Raw genomic sequence first — 16,663 nt, forward strand, 5'->3', positions numbered from 1 at the left:
CGCTGGCGCTGGCAAGCCTCGCCTTTGCCAGCCTCTCGGCCGGACAGGTGCCCCACTTTGCGGCGCGTTCGGCCTATTTCTGCGGCCCAGCCCCTCTCGGTTGGATACCTCCAGGCCGACACAAGCCCACGTTACCCTCGGACGAGAAAATGGGCTGCCACTTCCTGATGTGCGGACGCAAGCGCGATCAAGCCAGAGCAGATGGGTCTTGCTTCCCTTAGAGCATGATCCGAGCCAGCAGAACCGACGTTCGACCGCGATGAAAGGGAACTCAGACGCCGCGCAGCGCGACATATGCGCCCACGGCGATCACCGTGACGGCGAACAGCCGTTCCAGCAGCCCTTTGCGCGCCGCCATTTTTCGGCCGAGAGCAATACCTATAGCCGCCCCGCCGACACCGCCCGCAATCAATACTCCCACGAGTGACCAATCGACAAAACCCGACAGCGCATAGGAGGCCGCAGTGGTGAGGCCCAGCGCGGTAACGACGACGAGCGACGTTCCCACTGCATTTTTAAGCGGCATGGCAGTCGCCATCATCAGCCCCGGCACGATCAGGAAGCCGCCGCCGATCCCGAAAAAGCCAGCGGCCAATCCCACTCCAAGGCCGATCGGAACGAGGCGCGGCAACAATCGACCAGCGGTTGCTCGCGACAGTCGTACATCAGGCGCCTCAGTGGTGCGCTTCGTCCGTAGCATGGAAAGCCCCACGCCGATCATCAGCAAGCCAAACAGCATCAGCAATCGTTGGCCGTCTACAGCCTTACCGATTTCCGCGCCGATCGCCGCGCCAGTGACGCCAGCTCCCGCGAAAACAAGGGCGCATGGCCATTTCACCATACCGGCGCGGGCATGGCCGATCAGGCTGAAAGCCGCATTGGCGGCCACGGCGACCGCTGCCGTCCCGATGGCGGCATGAGCAGACCCCACGCCCACCACATAGACCAGCAGCGGCACGGCAAGGATCGAGCCGCCGCCCCCGACCAGACCCAACACGGTGCCGATCAGGCCGCCCGAAGCCAGAGCCGCGACGATCATGGCCGGAGACATGATCGGCCTACGCGCCGAGAGAACGGCGATTCCATGGCATCGCCTGCAACAGCTTCGCCATGCCGCACCAGCCGGTCGCCCCTGCCATCATCAACCCCGCGCCGACGAAGGCCGACAGGCCAAAAAAGGCAGGAGCGACGAGGAAGCCGAGCAGGACGCCCAGCAGCACGAGGCCACCGGCCACCAGTTGCACCTGCCGCATGATCTCCAACGGCTGTGCCCGGTCAAGGCGCGTCGGCAGTCCCGCTGCGCGCCAGCCGTCCAGACCGCCCTGAAGTATATGGCAGGGCGCGAAGCCCGCCGCCGCCTGCAAGGCTGCCTCATTGGCTTGCGTTCGCATGCCTGACTTGCAGTGAAAGATGATTGGCCCGGCCACCTGTGGCAGTTCCGCCAGACGATCGAGCGGGACATGGATCGCCCCCGGGATATTCTCGCGGGCATGTTCGTCCGGTCCACGGATATCGACGAGCGTGGCGCCCTTGGCCACGGCTTTGTCCGCGTCGTGCGGGGTAACGGTTGTGATCGGCATCGGATCATTCCTTGCAGAAGATGGTGTAGAGACTGGCGAGCAACTGTTCCGTCCGCGCATCGGCGATGCGATACCAGAGCGTCTGGCTCTCCCGTCGAAAAGCGACCAGCCCTTCGTCCCGCATCCTGGCGAGATGCTGCGACAAGGCGGATTGCGACAAACCTACCTCTTGCGCGAGGTCGCCCACGGTCATTTCGCCATGTTCGACCAGCTTGCACAGCACCATCAGGCGCCGGGCGTTGCCCATCGCTTTCAACAGGTTCGAGACTTCGCCCGCCTTCTTTTCGAAGGTGGCGAGGTTCATCAACGGACGGATCATCATGTACTCCATTAGATATTGCTAATTTAGAGACATGTAATATATTGTCAAGGAGCAATGGAGGACGACATGGACACAAAGCCCCTGATCGAAGCCTTTTTCGACGAGGTGACCTATACGGTGAGCTATCTGGTCGCTGACCCCGAAACCCGGGAGGCGGCGGTCATCGATCCGGTGATGGATTTCGACATTGCCAGCGGGGAGGTTGATACGCGCTCAGCCGAGCAGATGCTGGCCTTTGCTGAAAAGCAGGGTTGGCGGATCACTATGGTGCTGGAGACGCACGCCCATGCCGATCATCTGTCCGCAGCACCCTTTATCAAGGGCAAGACTGGTGCGCCGATCGGCATTGGTGAGCATATTTGCGACGTACAGAAAATCTTCCGTCCCGTCTTCGGATTCAACGACATGCAAATCGATGGTTCCGATTTCGACCGGTTGTTTCGAGATGGCGAGCAGTTTTCAGTGGGCATGCTGCGCTTCACCGTCATGCATGTTCCGGGGCATACACGTGCGGACATCGCTTATCTGGTCGGCGACGCGGCCTTTGTCGGCGATACATTGTTCATGCCTGATTATGGCACGGCGCGGGCGGATTTCCCCGGTGGCGACGCTCGCATTCTTTACCGTTCCATCCGCCGGCTGCTGAGCTTGCCCGATGAAACCCGCCTGTTTCTGTGTCACGACTATAAGGCGCCCGGCCGCGATGACTATCGTTGGGAAACGACAGTAGGTGAAGAACGGCGCGCAAGCGTCCATATCCATGACGGAGTGGATGAAGACAGTTTCGTCTCCATGCGCGAAGCCCGTGATGCGACGCTGCCCGTGCCTCGGCTGCTATTGCCTTCGATTCAGGTCAATATCCGCGCAGGACGTTTCCCCGAAGCCGAAAGCAACGGCGTTCGCTATCTCAAAATTCCGGTGAAGATGAAGACGGTTTGATTGCGACTTATACCTATCGCGATCTGCTCCGATGCGCTTAGGTTAGCTGCGACTATGTTCAATATCGCTCACCCTTATCTGTCCCTGATCGCGTCGATCGCAGTGGGCCTGCTTGTAGGGATGGAGCGCGGCTGGACACAGCGGAACTTCGGCCAAGGGCGCAGGGTTGCGGGCTTTCGCACCTTCGGGCTGATCGGGTTGCTTGGGGGACTCGGCGGCCTTGCCCCCGATATGGTCGCCGCTGCCCTGGGCCTGGGCGTCTCGGCTGTGCTGACGGTTGGCTACAGCCGAAGCGCCGATCAGGATCATCTGTCCGCAACCACAACATTGGCGGGCCTGCTGACCTTTGGCGCGGGTTTCTGCGCCACGCGCATCTCGCCTGCTTTGGGCCTGGCCATAGGTGCAGCGATCTTTGCGATATTGAGCTCACGGCAATCGATGCACGCTCTGCTCCGGGGAATGGATGAGAGCGAGATTGAAGGTGTGTCCCGCTTCCTGCTGGTGTCTCTCGTCATCCTGCCACTACTGCCAGATGCCTCCTATGGCCCTTACGACGCCTGGAACCCTAGGAAGATCTGGATGGTGGTCGTCTTCGTGATGGGACTATCCTTCGCCGGCTATGCAATCTCCAGGCGCTTCGGCCGCGATCGCGGCGTTTTGCTGGTCGCGCTTACCGGGGCCATTGTGTCGTCCACCGCCGTCACCGCCGATTATGCCAGGCGGCTCCGCGACGAACCCGATGGCCGAGGATTATTGACGGCGGGCATTGCGGTGGCATCAATCGTGATGTTCATAAGGGTGCAGCTGGTGGCACTCGTTCTCGTTCCCCGCGCGCTGCCCTCTCTGGCTCTGACCATGGCTCCGGCAGCGTTTGTAGCCGTCGCCTTCGCCCTGACCGCATGGCGTGCCCACGGCAAAGGCGGCAACGGAGCCGCCGTCGCCAATCCCCTGGGCTTTACCCCTGCGCTCCTGCTGGCTGCCCTTGTCGCGGGATTGTCGCTCGCCGCGCGTTGGGCGTTGGAACATTTTGGGCAGGAAGGCATGGCGGTCGTCCTGACCCTCACCGGCATATCGGACGTCGATGCCGCCGTGATGACGATGGCGGGGCTCCCCCCACATGCGATCGACGATCAAACCGCTGGCTTCGTTCTGGGCGGCGCAGTTCTGGCCAACACTCTGGCCAAAGGCGTGATGACGGTGGTCATCGGCTGGGGCCACGGCGGCATGAGAGCTGCAATACCGCTGTTCGCCGCTCTTGCAGCGGCGGCGGCGAGCCTTGCCGTCTGGATTGCGATCGGATGAGTTTCACGCCACGCGCAACATGGGATGGAGCGCTGGCATCAGCTCAATGGCCGAGTATCAGAGGCCGTTGACTGCGGGTAAGCAGACGCCGTGTCACGCCACCGAATGTTTCCATGATCCTTCCGCGGCCGTAGGCGCCCATGATGATATAGTCCGCCCGCCATTGGTCGGCCTCTTCCTCGATTATCGCGTCCGCGGGATGAAGGCGATCGTTGAGAACCCGGATACTCGCGTGCACATTGTGGCGCGAGAGATATCGGGCAGCGTCACCGGGTTCAGCCTGAATCGAGCCGTCGTTTATGGTCAGCACTTCGACTTCCTCCGCCAGCGCGAGCAAAGGCGTGCAGGCTCGCATCGTTGCGATACATGAAGGATGGCCATCCCAAGCGAGTAATGCCCGTTTGATGCTGAAGCCATTGACCTCTTGTGGCACGGCTAGCACCGGAACCCGGGCGTGCATCAGCACCTGACCGACGATCGTCCGCATGTCTGGAAGGGGATAACTGTCCAATTGCCGGTTGAGAACGACGATGTCCGCGAGTGCAGCCTCCTTCAGAAGGCAGCTTGCTATCTCTCCTGTGATGTCGACCCAGTCCCAACTCACATCCTCTTTGGCGAGGCGGGCGTTGATCTTTGTCTTGTTCCGGGCTTCGCTCTGGCGCTCATCAAGCAGGACAGCCGTTTCGCCAAAACCTGCATAAAGATCGCCAGCAATGACCGGAAATGGCGTGACATCGATGCATTGAAGATGGCCGCCGAGGGCACGGGTCAAATCCAGTGCTGCTTGCAGTCGAGCTTCCTGACCCTCATCATCATGTACCAGGAGAAGAATATTCTTCATAACCGCCTCCACGACAAAGGCATCAGGTTAAGGCGCGTCATCTATAGCAGGTATGAGGAAACATACTTAGAAGCGGTGGAAAAGGTCGCTCATTAGTCGCAAACGGATCGCTCCGCAGAGTAACAGGTTAGCTTCCCGTCAGCTTTCCAGCATTTCACGAATGCGGGCGGAGAGCATTTCGATCTGGAATGGCTTGGTGATCATCTGCATGTTGTTGGACAGGAAGCCGCCCCGCACGGCTGCCCCTTCCGCATAGCCCGTGACGAACAGAATGGGCAGGTCGGGCAAATGCGCTCGCGCGATTTCCGCCAATTGCCGCCCGTTCATTCCCGGCAAGCCAACATCCGAGATCATGAGGTCGAAACGCCGCCCGGACTCCAATATGCGCACCGCCTGCTGTCCATCGGCGGCCTCGGTCGCCTTGTAGCCCAGTTCCTCAAGCACATCGCGCACGAGGAGCCGCACGGAGTCGTCATCCTCGACCAGTAGCACCGACTGGCCGTCACCATGGTGAATGGCGGCATGTTCGACGGATTCGGCTTCAACCTGTTGTTCCGCGACCGGCAGGAATATCCTGACCACCGTTCCTTCGCCCACCGTCGAGTTGATGCGCACCAGGCCATTCGACTGCTTGGCAAAGCCATAGACCATCGACAGGCCCAAGCCCGTGCCCTGCCCGATCGGCTTGGTGGTAAAGAAGGGATCGAACACCTTGTCCAGCGTATCGCCATCGATGCCGACTCCGGTGTCGGACACCCCGATCATGATATAGCGGCCCGTCGCAATGCCCGGATTGCGCGCGCAGCACTCCGCGTCCAGCTCCACCTCTTCGCATGACAGCGTCAGGCGGCCGCCATCAGGCATCGCGTCGCGGGCATTGATCGCAAGGTTGATGATCGCGCTTTCCAGCTGATTGGCGTCCACCAGCGCCGTCGGCAACGGGGAGGAGGAAAGGATTTCCACCTCGATCGATTCATTCATGGTGCGGCGAAGCAGGTCCTCCAGCGAATGAATGAGCTTGCAGACGTCGGTGGGACGGCTGTCGAGCGACTGCCGACGAGAAAAGGCGAGCAAGCGGGAAGTCAGCGCCGCCGCGCGCTGTGCCGATGTGCTGGCGGCATCCATGAAACGATCAAGATCGTCCAGTCGGCCACTGGAAATCCGGCGCTTCAGAATGTCGATGGCTCCAATGATGCCGGTAAGCATATTGTTGAAGTCATGCGCGATCCCGCCAGTCAATTGACCGACCGCCTCCATCTTCTGCGCCTGGCGCAACGCTTCCTCGGCCCGGGCGCGTTCTTCCGCCTCAGCTTCCAGTCGCAGCAGCGCCTCCCGCAATTCGCGGGTGCGGGCGTCGACCTCCTGCTCCAGTCGCTGAGCGGCTTCGGCAAGCGCCTGCTGGCTCCGCTTCTGCTCGTCTATGTCGACGATCACTGAAATCGAGCCTGTGACCCGTGCGCTGCCGGGGTCGAGCAATGGCACGCCGCTTACCCGGGTCCAGACCGGAGGACCTTCTGTCGGGTGATGCAGAAACTCGATCCCCCGCACCTGCTCGCCCTTCAGAGCGCGCATCGTCACGAAGCGATCCCGCGTGATACGGCTGCCATCCTCTTCATAGCCTTCCCAACGGTCCTCCGCGTCGGGCAACCGGGCGGGGATTTCTCCGCTTGGCAGGAAACGGCGGAATGCGGGGTTGGAAAGCAGCGTGCTGCCGTCGGCGTTGATGAAGGCGACACCGACCGGGAGGTTTTCGAGCAGCGTGTTGAGGCGACTGCGTTCTGCATCGATGGCGGCAAACTGGTCGCGGATTAACAACTGCTTCTGCCGAGCCCTTATACCCGACGCGACAGCGCTGATCAGCGATTCCCCGCTGACCGGCCGTTCCAGCAGGATCACGCTGAGGGCGTTATCGGGCAATCGGCGCCTTATGGCCTCGCTGGAAGCAAAACGGCCTGCCTGCCGTCCGGCGAGCAGTATGAAGGGAATGTCCGACCATGCGGGCTGCGCCTCCAGCGCGCGGTGCAAGGGGCCAAGGTCGGTGAACAACGCTTCTTCCGTGACCAGCGCGACGCCCGTCTGCTCGTCGATCGCTTCTGCCACCTCGGTCAAGCTGGGGCAGATTTGGACCCGATGCCCCTCCCCCCGCAGCAGCCGCGTCACGCTGTCCGCGTCGCTGCCATAGGGTGCGCTGACGATGACCCGGAGGGTTGAAGATGCGGCGGCCTTATGCACGGCCGTCGCGGTCCTCCATCAGTGGTGAAGACGCTCCCAGATATTCCGGCGTCCCGGTCAGCACGCCCCTGAAATCAGAGAGCGGGGCACCGACGCGAACGCCATGGGCGTCGATCCTGAATTCGCGGATGGAATCCTCATGCGCGCCGCTGCGGTGCTTGACGACCGACAGCGCCTTGCGGATGCGTCCATCCGCCTCGAAAAAGCGCATAAGGATGACGATGTCCGCTATGTAGGACACATTCAGTTCGTCGGTTCGCATCGACCCGAAGAAACCCTGCTGTGGATTGACAAGCAAGGTCACAACGCCCCGGTGGCTGAGGTAGGATAGAAGTTCGTGCAATTGCAGGATCAGCTGCTGTTCCTGGGGCATGGCCGCCAGATAGCCGTTGAGGCTGTCGATCAGGATGATGCGTGAATCACGCTCCTCCACCTCCTGCCGGACCATGGCGGCGAATTCGCCGGGCGCTACCTCTGCCGGATCGATCTGGCGGATGACAAGGCGGCCGTCGTCCATCAAAGCCTGTAGATCCGTTCCGAACAATCGCGCTCGGGTAATGAGCGTGCCGATCCGCTCATCAAATTCGTAGATCACCGCATTTTCGCCGCGTTCACAGGCGGCGATGACATATTGCAGGGCCAGCGTTGTCTTGCCTGCGCCCGCAGGCCCCGTGATGAGCGTGCTCGTGCCGCGTTGGGGACCGCCATCGAGGATGGCGTCAAGCTCCGGAATCTTGCTGGGCACCGGTTCACCAACGAACGGCGCATGATGGTCGGACGCGATGAGGCGGGGGAATATGTCGATGCCGCCCTTGCGGATGATCATGTCGTGATAACCGGCGACGAAATCGACGCCGCGCATCTTCTGAATTTGCATGCGCCGCCGCGCCGCGCCGAAATCGAGCGTCAGCCGTTCCAGCGTTATCACTCCATGGCAGAGACTATGCAGGTGATTGTCGCGGATACCCGCGCCGCCGGTCAGGTCGTCCACCAGCAGAACCGTGGTGTCGATCTGCGCGAAAAACTGTTTGAGGAACAGCAGCTGGCGCCGGTAGCGGAGCGGGTCCTGCGCCAGAAGCCGCAATTCGGACAGGCTGTCGAACACGATGCGACGGGGTTTCAGCCGTTGCACCTCCTCCCGGATCAGTTCGATGGTGCCGCCCAGTTCCATTTCCCAGCTGTGCAGGATCGATTGGTCCCGTCCTATGCCCAGCACTGAATCGGCAGAAGCCAATTCGAAGAGGTTGACGTTGTTCAAATCCCAGCCGTGCGAGGCAGCGACGACCGATAACTCCTCGCTGGTTTCCGACAGCGTCACGTAGAGGACCGGCTCGCCCGCCGCCACGCCTTCGAGCAGGAATTGCAGCGCGAGCGTCGTCTTTCCTGATCCTGGAGCACCTTCAAGGAGATACAGCCTCTGGGCAGGCAGGCCTCCGCCCAACACCAGATCGAGCCCGGAATTGCCCGTCGAAACGCGATCAAAAATTCCTGTCATTCAACCATGCCTCCGTCAGCACGGCCGTCAGCATATCGATCAAGTCACAAAATCCATCGCCTGCCGAGGCAGGATCAGACGCACCGCACCGCAAAATCATCAAGCTATAACGCCGCAATATCGTGGCGGTTGCATCTTCATTGCAATGGCTTAACGACCGGGCGCATCGTGGGGCGCAGAGATTGCGTCGGTGCCATCGGGGTGGGTGTCGGCCGGGTTCACTCTGTGCTGCTTCCTTGCAGCGGCGACCGGGCTGGATCATAGGCGGCTGACACAAGCGACGCTGATCGGAATAGTAGAGTGACCCAATCCTGCGATCTTGCGATCCGAATGCGGCGTGCGGCATTCAACCGCGCGTTGGCGGAGATGGACCTGAGCGCGATAGGCCCGCTGCTGTCACCCGCCGCGATACTGGTGACCGGCAGTGACAGCGGCGTGATCAGCGGCCGGAAGGCGCAGCTGATGGCATGGAAGCGCGAGTTCGCAGCGCCCGAGCGCACAATCTATGTCCGGATGCCCACCAGCATCATCGTCTCGCCGGTCGAACCGATCGCGATGGAACAGGGCGAATGGAAAGGCTTGGCGGCGGACACGCAGGAGTCAACCGCGTTCGGTATCTACAGCGCGAAATGGCGCAAGCTTCGGGACGAGTGGCTGATCGAGGCGGAAATCTTCGTGACGCTCGGCTGATAGTTGCTGGCGCGGGATTATGCCGCGCCAGCCGACCGCGACCAAAGCAGAGCGTGTTGAATCTTAATGCACAATCCGTTCGAGCAGAGCCTGTCGAAATGCTTCTCTTTGGGAGAAAGAAGAGCCCTTCGACAAGCTCAGGGCGAACGGTTTCAGGGGGTAAGGCCGATTTGATCCACGGCGCTTAGCCCAGAGCCTTCGCCATTACCCGGCCGAGCCGTTCGGCAAAGGCGCGCGGATCGGTGGGCAATTCACCATCGGCAATGCGCGCCTCATCCAGCAGCAGCCAGGCGGCATCCTCGCGCAGGCTGTTGTCGTCCTGAAGGCCGCTCAGCCGGACGATCAGGCTGTGGCGCGGGTTGAGTTCGAGGACAGGTGCCGAAGCCCCGCCACCGCGACCGGCAGCCACCAGCAGCTTTTCCAGTTGGCGATCCATGCCATGTTCGGCCGCAACGAGGCAGACCGGGCTTTCGGTCAGCCGTTCGGACACGCGGACGTCGGAAACCTGATCCTTGAGCAGCTCCTTGGCGAAATCGATGAAGCTGCTGACTTCCTCCGACGCAGCGGGCGCGGCCGTCTCGCCTTCGGGCAGGGGCACGAGGCTGAGGTCGGCAAGGCCCTGCGTCACCGATTTGAAGGGCTTGCCATCATAATCGACGCCAGCGGTGACCCAGAAGCTGTCCACCTGATCGGTCAGCAGCAGCACTTCGATACCGCGCGCGCGGAAACCTTCCAGCTGCGGCGAGGAAGCGAGGCGGTCGAGATCAGAGCCGGTGGCGTAGTAGATCGCCGTCTGGTTCTCCTTCATGCCCTCCGCATAATCCTTCAGCGAGCGCCAGCTGTCGCTGGACGCGGTGGATTTGAAGCGGGCAAGGCCGAGCAACTGCTCGCGGCGGACGAAGTCTTCGTAAAGCCCTTCTTTCAGCACCGCGCCGAAATTGTCCCAGAATTTGATGTACGCCTCGCCGTCGTTGGCGGAGAGCTTTTCAAGTTCGTTGAGGATGCGGTTGCTGACGCCCTTCTGGATCGCGGCGAGAACCGGGCTCTGCTGGATCATCTCGCGCGAAACATTAAGCGGCAGGTCGCTGGAGTCCACCAGACCGCGCACGAAGCGCAGGTAGCGCGGCAATATCTCCGCTTCGTCGGTGATGAAGACGCGGCGGACATAGAGCTTCATGCGGCCCGTCCGGTCGGGATCGAACAGGTCGAACGGCTTCATTTCGGGGATGAAGGCGAGCACGGAATATTCGTGCAGACCTTCGGCGCGGTAGTGCAGGGTCAGCGCGGGCTGGTCGAACTGACCCGCGACGCTGCGGTAGAAATCGGTATATTCCTCCGCGCTGATCTCGCTCTTGGGCTTGGTCCAGAGCGCGGCGCCATCCGCGATCTGCTCGGCTTCGGCATCGGGCTTTTCCTTGAGGAAGATCGGCACCGGGACATGGCCGGACTGGTCCTTGATGATCTGCTGGACGCGATAGCGTTCGGTGTAGGACGCGGCGTCTTCCTTAAGATGCAGGATGACGCGGGTGCCGTGGTCCGGCGCCTCGGCTGTTTCGGCGGGCTGGACGGTATAGGTGCCAAGGCCATCGGACGACCAGCGTGCCGCCTGATCGGACCCTGCGCGGCGGGACAGGACATCGACGCGATCGGCGACCATGAAGGCGGAGTAGAAGCCGACGCCGAACTGGCCGATCAGCTGCGTGCCCTCCGCGTCCTTGGCGCTGGCGACGCGTTCCATGAACGCCTTCGTTCCCGAACGCGCGATGGTGCCGAGCGCCTCGACCAGCTCGGCCTCGCTCATCCCGATGCCGTTGTCCTCGATCATGAGCTGACGGGCGTCGGGATCGAGCGTCACCGTCACTTGCGGACTGCCTCCAGCGGCGAGCGCGGGATTGCTCAGGCTTTCATAGCGCAGCTTTTCGCAGGCGTCGGCGGCGTTGGAGATGAGTTCGCGCAGGAACACATCCTTGTCCGAATAGACCGAGTGCACCATCAGGTGCAGCAATTTGGCTACGTCAGCTTCGAAGGAACGGGTTTCAGGAGCAGCGTCGGTCGGGTTCGTCATGGCGTTTCTTTCATGCCCTCCAGTGAATTTGGCCGCCGGACAGATGGCGTGGGGAGCGGCGGGTTTCAAGCTGGATTGGGGTTCAATTCATGAAGGAGAAGGTGAATTGATCGCGTTTTGAACGGGGAAAAGCATGTGTAACCAACATATGTGTTTGGTTACATCATATATGCTGATATAGCCCGGAAATGCTGGATTTTTCTTCGTCTCCGGAGCAGGCTTTTCTTTTGTTGGGGAGGCTCGATGGGCGCCTTGCCAACAGTCCGGCTACCGACATCTGGCTTGCCCGGTCGCGCCTTAAAGGGGCCGCGGCGCTGGCCAGTGTCGCGTCCGTGCCCATTTCCGTCGGAGATTTGCAGGACTGGATTTGCGGACGGACGCCCCCACCCCGCCATAGCGAAGGGCTGAACGACCCCTTGTCGATCGCGGCGCTGGTTCATTTCGTGCTTTCGGCGAGCGAGGGCGAGCGAGATCCGATAGCGCGGGCGACGCTGAACATATCACGCCAGCTGCTGGACGACAGGAAAGAGGCGGAAATCTGGGCCTCAGATGATCTGGTGCGCTTCGGCCCGGCCTGGCGGGCGGTTCAGGCGGTTGTGGAGGCCCCCTACCCTTCAACGGGCGTGGAAGAGGTGGCGGAGCGGCTCATCGCGGCACGGGAAGGCCTGGCGGCGCCAATGAGCGAGGGGCAGTTGCTGACGACGGCGGATGGACGGCGGCTGCAAATCGATCCCCGTCGGACAGATTTGGGATGGGTGGTCGCGGCGCACATTCCGGCGGCGCTCGAAGCGTGCGGGTTGACGGCACGGCGACTGCCTTCTTTCGTCGATCTGCCCCGATTTCCCGGCGCGGACATAAGGACGCTGGCGGGGCAGCTGATCGAAATGATCGGACGGCAGGCAGCGCAAGGGTTGGCGGATCTTAACCGGCTTGAAGCGCGGCTCAGGAAGCTTCCCCAAGAGCTGCCAGTGACGAAGCGGAGCAAGGCGCCACTGCTGATGCGGTTGGAACTGGCCTATCCGGGTTTGAGCAAGGTGGCGATCGCGCGGTTGCTCGGCATCTCCCATCAAGGAGCGACCAAATTGGTGTCGCAGCTCGCTTCTTCTCTCCCTTCCAAAAACTAGAAGAATCTCCTTCTGGTTATAGGGTTTAGTAGAAAGGTTAGAGAGTTACGCTTGCGCCGGATGCGGCAGAAGCGGCGAGGACAGGCGAGTCGGGCGAAGGGGGCTGTTCCCGAAAGGTCGGGCTTTCGTTCCCGGAGTGTCGAGGCTGGTGTTCCTGATGTGTCGGGGGATCGTTCCTGAAGGTGCGTTAGCCGTTCCTGGAGTGTCGATGGTGCCCGGACAAGGTGGGGATTCCAGCAGGGATTGAATCAGTTGCATTGGTCGGTCGCTTAATGTCGTTCAAAAGCTGTGGATGAAATGAAGTCGGCAGTGACTTTGGGAAATCAGGTGCCCAACGCACTGTAGAGCAACCGACACTTCGGGAACGCTCCGAGCATTCACGATCGATGGGCGAAGTGGCGGGGGCGCCTTTTGCGCCACCACGTCAAAGGCGGTGACGGTTCTTTTCATGAAAACGGCGCACGAAGCCGATGAAGGCTTTCTGGTAGTTCACCGGCGTTCGCGTCGGATCGGCGTCGAGCCAGTTGCGGAAATCCTGATGGAGGGACTGATAGTCCCAACCCGGACATTCCGTGCGCAGGGTGGCAAGGGTCGCGTCGGTGAGTTCGCCAGCGGTGGCGCGTGATGAAAGGCTGGTGACAGTCCGGCGGATGACGTCCCCGGCGTCGAGTAAGGATTGCTGGTCGTTCGTCGGACTTTTGCTGGCGGACGCGGGCGTGCTGTTCAGGGCAGCCACCTTGGGTGCGATGCCGGTTTTCGCAGACGGGGCGCCGTTTGCGGCGCGCGGAGCTTCGGCCGACCGGCGGCTCATGCGTAGCGATGGCTCGCGCTTACCCTGGGGCTGTTCGAGCAATAATGTGTAGCCGGGCAAGGGATCGCGTTCGGCGATCTTGGCAATCTCGAACTTGAAGCGGCGGTAGGCGCCCTCTGCGCCTGACTTTTCGAACAGGGTTGGCATGGAGATGGAAAAGCCCCCCTCCCCTGCCCCGCCAGCATGTTTGCGCGCGACCTTGTATAGCCAGCGTTCGCGCCCGCCCGTCAGGTCGAAATAGGCGCGATCGATGGACAGGACGCCGCCCTGCATCAACACGCCTTCGTAGAACCAGTTGCTGAGTTCAATCGTCATGCCGCGCGATCGTTCGGTGCGCTCATCGACAAGCTGGGTCCAGCCATCGAGCCAGCTGAACGTTGCTTCACGGCGGTTTTCGGCGCGTATGTTGGTCTTGATGGTGGTGGACACCAGACGGTCGAGCGACTGGCCGAGCAATTCATAGGCGCGGCCGGTGGTCGGGCGATGGATGGCACGCAGCAAGTCATAAGGCATGAGATGCAGCTTGCGCGGAACATCATTGATGCCGCGCCGGGCCATGTCGGCCAGAACCGAAGCGCAATAGATAAGGATGTCGGCATCCCAGATGGTCGCCATGCCGTAGTCGGGATTGGCCGAGACATGGACCCACGCCTTGCCGTTGGGGGAGGTGTAATCGATCGGTTTGACGCGTTTCGACTTGGCGAGGCTGAAGAAGGGGCGCTCCATCATCTCGCGCTGGTCGCGCAGCGGCATGTCCGCGATATAGGGAAGGAACAGCTCGAACTGATCGGTGAGCTCGGCCTTGCCGGTGCGCGTCATGGGCGGCTCCGTGGCAAGGGCGGGGTGGGGAGGGTGTTTCCCCGGGGAAACGACGATGGGATTAGGGCGAAAGAACGGAGGCTCCGGGAGGAGAGGGGAGGGTGGCCCGATCTGGTGGGGCCTTGTTTCCCCGGGGAAACAGCGCGCGAACCAAGGGCGGGCAAGATGCCCGGCCCCTGTGTCGCGATGCTATTGTGCCCCCCCGAGCCTGTCACTGCTGTAGACCCATTCCCTGCCGTTCAAGATGTTCGAGCGTGTCGCGGAGCGCGGTTGCCAGTGTAGCCATGTCCGCGCCCGAGCCCGCATGGAAGCGGATGGTGATGCCCTGACGGTTGACCGACTGCACGGTGAGGGCAGGGCGGCCGTAGCGCGTGGTCCAGGTGAAGGGCTCTTCCTTCGGTTCCGACATGGCTACGCGCGGCGCATCGAGCAGGCGCTTCAAGACTTCAGCAGCGGGGAGGGGCGGTGCACCCGCGTAACGGCGTTCCCGTTGTGTCGTGGTGAGCCGATTGGCCTCAGCGCGGATGGCCGGAGCCGCCCCGGGATCATCGAGCGCCTGCGCCAGCGGATAAGCGGGCTTTAGCTGGACGTCGCCGGGCGAGGGGAAGGCGTCGATAATGTCGTCCGGTATCCCTGCGACCTTGATCATCTTACTGAGCCAGCCCTTCGACAGCTTCAGCCGCTCGGCCATGCGGGTGAGGTGGCTGCCATAATGGGCGCCCAATGCCTCGGCATAGTTGCGCGCCCGTTCAAGATCGGTGACGTCCTTGCGCGCGCGGTTTTCCAGATCGGCGAGGCGGAAGGCCGCTTCGTCGTCCAGCTGAGCGACTTGCGCCACGAACATCATGTCGGGATAGCTGTGCGCCCGTAGCCAGCTGATCGAGAAGTGGCGGCGCGTGCCCGCGATTACTTCATAGTCGTGGTCCGGGTCGCCTTCGACGCGGCGGACGACGGCGGGGACCTTCTGGCCCCCTTCCGCGATGATGGAGTCGATCAGCTCGCGGCAATTATCCTCTGTCAGATGAGAATAGAGCCGGGCGTTGCCGCGCCAGATGCGAACCTTTGCCGGATCGAGCAGCAATTGCGTGACCTGCCGCACCTCGCCTGACGCGAGCCGGGCAAGCGCGGTTTCGCGGCCGAGCAGCGTTGCGCCGCGCGCGCGTTCGGGGCGAGCCGGGGCAGGGGAGGGGGGCGACGCTTCGGCCTCGGCCACAGGCGGGCTGTCGGCCGCTGGAACGGGGACGGGGCTTTCCGCCTCGTCCGACAAAAGGGCTGCCAAATAGTCCGATTGCTTACGCGCCATGGGCTTGTCCTCCGATTCGCGGGGAACATATGGTGAACATACCGCTGTAGGACAGCTTTGATTTTAGGGCCGCTCGACATTCAGTTCTGGCGGCCTGCAAATGGCGGTTCTCCGCGCTTCCGGTGCTCACGTACTTTGAGTACGCTGCGCTCCGGGTCACGGAAAACCACCATTTTCGGCTCGCCATCTCCTGAATGTCGAGCGGCCCTAGTTCGCGCAGAGGCGCAGAGGCGCAGAGAGGGTGTGCGAGCGGCGCAGCTTTATGGGTCATGCAGGTGGCAGCGCCTGACTGAACCGTCGGATAGGAAGGGCTGCCTGCGGCGCGGCAGGACATCTCTGCGCCTCCGCGCCTCCGCGTGAAATCAGGCCGCATTGACGATGTCCTCCTCACGCGCGGGAGCGACGCGGCCCCAGCCTTGGCGGACCAGCGCTTCGATCTGGCCCATGGCTTCGTCGAGATTGGCGCGGCAGCGCTTGTGGGTGCGCGGCGTGCCGATCGGCTTTTCCAGCTCGTAAACCGTCATCATGCGCAGCGCCGCATGGCTGATTTCCGCGCTGTCGAGGATGGGCACGGGGAGGAGGGCAGGGCCGAAACTCTGCTCCATGATCGCGCGGACCATCGAATGGCTGGGGTCATTGCTGTCGAATTTCGAGCAGAGCAGGCGGATGAATTGATAATCGACCTCTATGCCAGCGGTTTGCAGCTGCTTGATGACCTGATCCATCATCGAGAGGAACTGGACGGTCGAGCAGAAGTCGGGCGTCGTCGCGGCGAGCGGGACCAGCAGCGCATTGGCCGCCTGCATCACCGCAAGGCTGATCGTGCCGAGCGCTGGCGGGGGATCGAGCAGCACCACGTCATAATGACGCGCCAGGTCCATCAGGCCCTGTTTCAGCTTCCGGAAACGCGCAGCGAGGACGGAACCGCCGTCGCTGCCCGCCGCCGCCAGCTCATACTCCACGTCGAACAGCTCAAGGTTGGACGGGATCAGGTCGACATTGGGCCAGGCGGTATGCTTGACCGCATAGAGAAGGTCGACCTGGGTCGGATCGATCGACAGATAGGGATAAAGCGTCTCTTCCCGCTGAATATTGAAGTGCGGGTTGAAGCCGAAGAGCGTGGTCGTGGTCGCCTGGCTG

14 protein-coding genes (1 of these 14 only partly in view) are annotated in these 16,663 nt (G+C 62.0%); 4 read left to right on the forward strand and 10 right to left on the reverse strand.

Annotation, left to right across the window (positions count from 1 at the left end; translation table 11 throughout):
• Positions 1-271: 271 nt before the first annotated feature.
• From ACZ5U1_RS14665 to ACZ5U1_RS14675, 3 genes are read right to left on the reverse strand one after another with little or no spacing between them, the layout of a single operon-like run.
• Positions 272-1,051: a sulfite exporter TauE/SafE family protein gene (locus tag ACZ5U1_RS14665; protein WP_464780636.1), complete on the reverse strand. Its 780-nt coding sequence runs from the start codon at positions 1,049-1,051 to the stop codon at positions 272-274.
• A gap of 7 nt (positions 1,052-1,058) precedes the next feature.
• Complete coding sequence (locus ACZ5U1_RS14670; protein ID WP_464780637.1) at positions 1,059-1,580, reverse strand: rhodanese-like domain-containing protein; 522 nt, start codon at positions 1,578-1,580, stop codon at positions 1,059-1,061.
• A 4-nt stretch (positions 1,581-1,584) separates the two neighbouring features.
• Entirely contained in the window at positions 1,585-1,902 is a 318-nt protein-coding gene (locus ACZ5U1_RS14675) for an ArsR/SmtB family transcription factor (RefSeq protein WP_464780638.1), read from the reverse strand.
• A 66-nt stretch (positions 1,903-1,968) separates the two neighbouring features.
• On the opposite strand from ACZ5U1_RS14675, the gene ACZ5U1_RS14680 reads away from it, so the two are divergent.
• Both ACZ5U1_RS14680 and ACZ5U1_RS14685 read left to right on the forward strand, forming a co-directional pair.
• Positions 1,969-2,841, forward strand: a complete 873-nt coding sequence (locus tag ACZ5U1_RS14680; RefSeq protein WP_464780639.1) for an MBL fold metallo-hydrolase — start codon at positions 1,969-1,971, stop codon at positions 2,839-2,841.
• A 54-nt stretch (positions 2,842-2,895) separates the two neighbouring features.
• Entirely contained in the window at positions 2,896-4,143 is a 1,248-nt protein-coding gene (locus ACZ5U1_RS14685) for an MgtC/SapB family protein (protein WP_464780640.1), read from the forward strand.
• 43 nt (positions 4,144-4,186) lie between these two features.
• On the opposite strand, the gene ACZ5U1_RS14690 is transcribed toward ACZ5U1_RS14685, so the two are convergent.
• From ACZ5U1_RS14690 to ACZ5U1_RS14700, 3 genes are all read right to left on the reverse strand, one after another.
• The gene (locus tag ACZ5U1_RS14690) at positions 4,187-4,984 is read right to left on the reverse strand and encodes a universal stress protein (RefSeq protein WP_464780641.1); all 798 of its coding nucleotides are present in this window, start codon (positions 4,982-4,984) and stop codon (positions 4,187-4,189) included.
• Between the two features lie 138 nt (positions 4,985-5,122).
• Positions 5,123-7,216: a hybrid sensor histidine kinase/response regulator gene (locus ACZ5U1_RS14695; protein WP_464780642.1), complete on the reverse strand. Its 2,094-nt coding sequence runs from the start codon at positions 7,214-7,216 to the stop codon at positions 5,123-5,125.
• Positions 7,209-8,711 carry an ATPase domain-containing protein gene (locus ACZ5U1_RS14700; RefSeq protein WP_464780643.1) on the reverse strand — a complete coding sequence of 501 codons (1,503 nt, stop codon included), beginning with the start codon at positions 8,709-8,711 and terminating at the stop codon, positions 7,209-7,211. Before ACZ5U1_RS14700 ends, ACZ5U1_RS14695 begins: the two co-directional genes overlap by 8 nt.
• Before the next feature lie 300 nt (positions 8,712-9,011).
• Here ACZ5U1_RS14700 and ACZ5U1_RS14705 point away from each other — a divergent pair, with 300 nt between their 5' ends.
• Positions 9,012-9,401: a nuclear transport factor 2 family protein gene (locus ACZ5U1_RS14705; RefSeq protein ID WP_464780644.1), complete on the forward strand. Its 390-nt coding sequence runs from the start codon at positions 9,012-9,014 to the stop codon at positions 9,399-9,401.
• A gap of 184 nt (positions 9,402-9,585) precedes the next feature.
• Here ACZ5U1_RS14705 and htpG read toward each other — a convergent pair whose 3' ends face one another.
• Entirely contained in the window at positions 9,586-11,466 is a 1,881-nt protein-coding gene (htpG, locus tag ACZ5U1_RS14710) for a molecular chaperone HtpG (RefSeq protein WP_464780645.1), read from the reverse strand.
• 230 nt (positions 11,467-11,696) lie between these two features.
• Here htpG and ACZ5U1_RS14715 point away from each other — a divergent pair, with 230 nt between their 5' ends.
• Positions 11,697-12,590 carry a hypothetical protein gene (locus ACZ5U1_RS14715; RefSeq protein ID WP_464780646.1) on the forward strand — a complete coding sequence of 298 codons (894 nt, stop codon included), beginning with the start codon at positions 11,697-11,699 and terminating at the stop codon, positions 12,588-12,590.
• Between the two features lie 424 nt (positions 12,591-13,014).
• Here ACZ5U1_RS14715 and ACZ5U1_RS14720 read toward each other — a convergent pair whose 3' ends face one another.
• From ACZ5U1_RS14720 to ACZ5U1_RS14730, 3 genes are all read right to left on the reverse strand, one after another.
• Complete coding sequence (locus tag ACZ5U1_RS14720; protein WP_464780647.1) at positions 13,015-14,220, reverse strand: replication initiator protein A; 1,206 nt, start codon at positions 14,218-14,220, stop codon at positions 13,015-13,017.
• A gap of 211 nt (positions 14,221-14,431) precedes the next feature.
• The gene (locus ACZ5U1_RS14725) at positions 14,432-15,523 is read right to left on the reverse strand and encodes a ParB/RepB/Spo0J family partition protein (protein ID WP_464780648.1); all 1,092 of its coding nucleotides are present in this window, start codon (positions 15,521-15,523) and stop codon (positions 14,432-14,434) included.
• 362 nt (positions 15,524-15,885) lie between these two features.
• Positions 15,886-16,663, reverse strand: the 3' portion of a protein-coding gene (locus ACZ5U1_RS14730) for an AAA family ATPase (RefSeq protein WP_464780649.1). The gene runs 419 nt beyond the window's last position; 778 of the gene's 1,197 nt are visible here — the last part of the coding sequence; its start codon lies off the right edge, out of view; the stop codon is at positions 15,886-15,888.

This window comes from Sphingobium sp. TomTYG72 (genome assembly GCF_055394715.1).

What these genes read in the sequence shown, in the direction of transcription:
- ACZ5U1_RS14725 (WP_464780648.1), bottom strand. Translation starts at nt 15,523, where the DNA reads ATGGCGCGTAAGCAATCGGACTATTTGGCAGCCCTTTTGTCGGACGAG.
- ACZ5U1_RS14670 (WP_464780637.1), bottom strand. Translation starts at nt 1,580, where the DNA reads ATGCCGATCACAACCGTTACCCCGCACGACGCGGACAAAGCCGTGGCC.
- ACZ5U1_RS14685 (WP_464780640.1), top strand. Translation starts at nt 2,896, where the DNA reads ATGTTCAATATCGCTCACCCTTATCTGTCCCTGATCGCGTCGATCGCA.
- ACZ5U1_RS14665 (WP_464780636.1), bottom strand. Translation starts at nt 1,051, where the DNA reads ATGTCTCCGGCCATGATCGTCGCGGCTCTGGCTTCGGGCGGCCTGATC.
- htpG (WP_464780645.1), bottom strand. Translation starts at nt 11,466, where the DNA reads ATGACGAACCCGACCGACGCTGCTCCTGAAACCCGTTCCTTCGAAGCT.
- ACZ5U1_RS14720 (WP_464780647.1), bottom strand. Translation starts at nt 14,220, where the DNA reads ATGACGCGCACCGGCAAGGCCGAGCTCACCGATCAGTTCGAGCTGTTC.
- ACZ5U1_RS14700 (WP_464780643.1), bottom strand. Translation starts at nt 8,711, where the DNA reads ATGACAGGAATTTTTGATCGCGTTTCGACGGGCAATTCCGGGCTCGAT.
- ACZ5U1_RS14680 (WP_464780639.1), top strand. Translation starts at nt 1,969, where the DNA reads ATGGACACAAAGCCCCTGATCGAAGCCTTTTTCGACGAGGTGACCTAT.
- ACZ5U1_RS14675 (WP_464780638.1), bottom strand. Translation starts at nt 1,902, where the DNA reads ATGATGATCCGTCCGTTGATGAACCTCGCCACCTTCGAAAAGAAGGCG.
- ACZ5U1_RS14690 (WP_464780641.1), bottom strand. Translation starts at nt 4,984, where the DNA reads ATGAAGAATATTCTTCTCCTGGTACATGATGATGAGGGTCAGGAAGCT.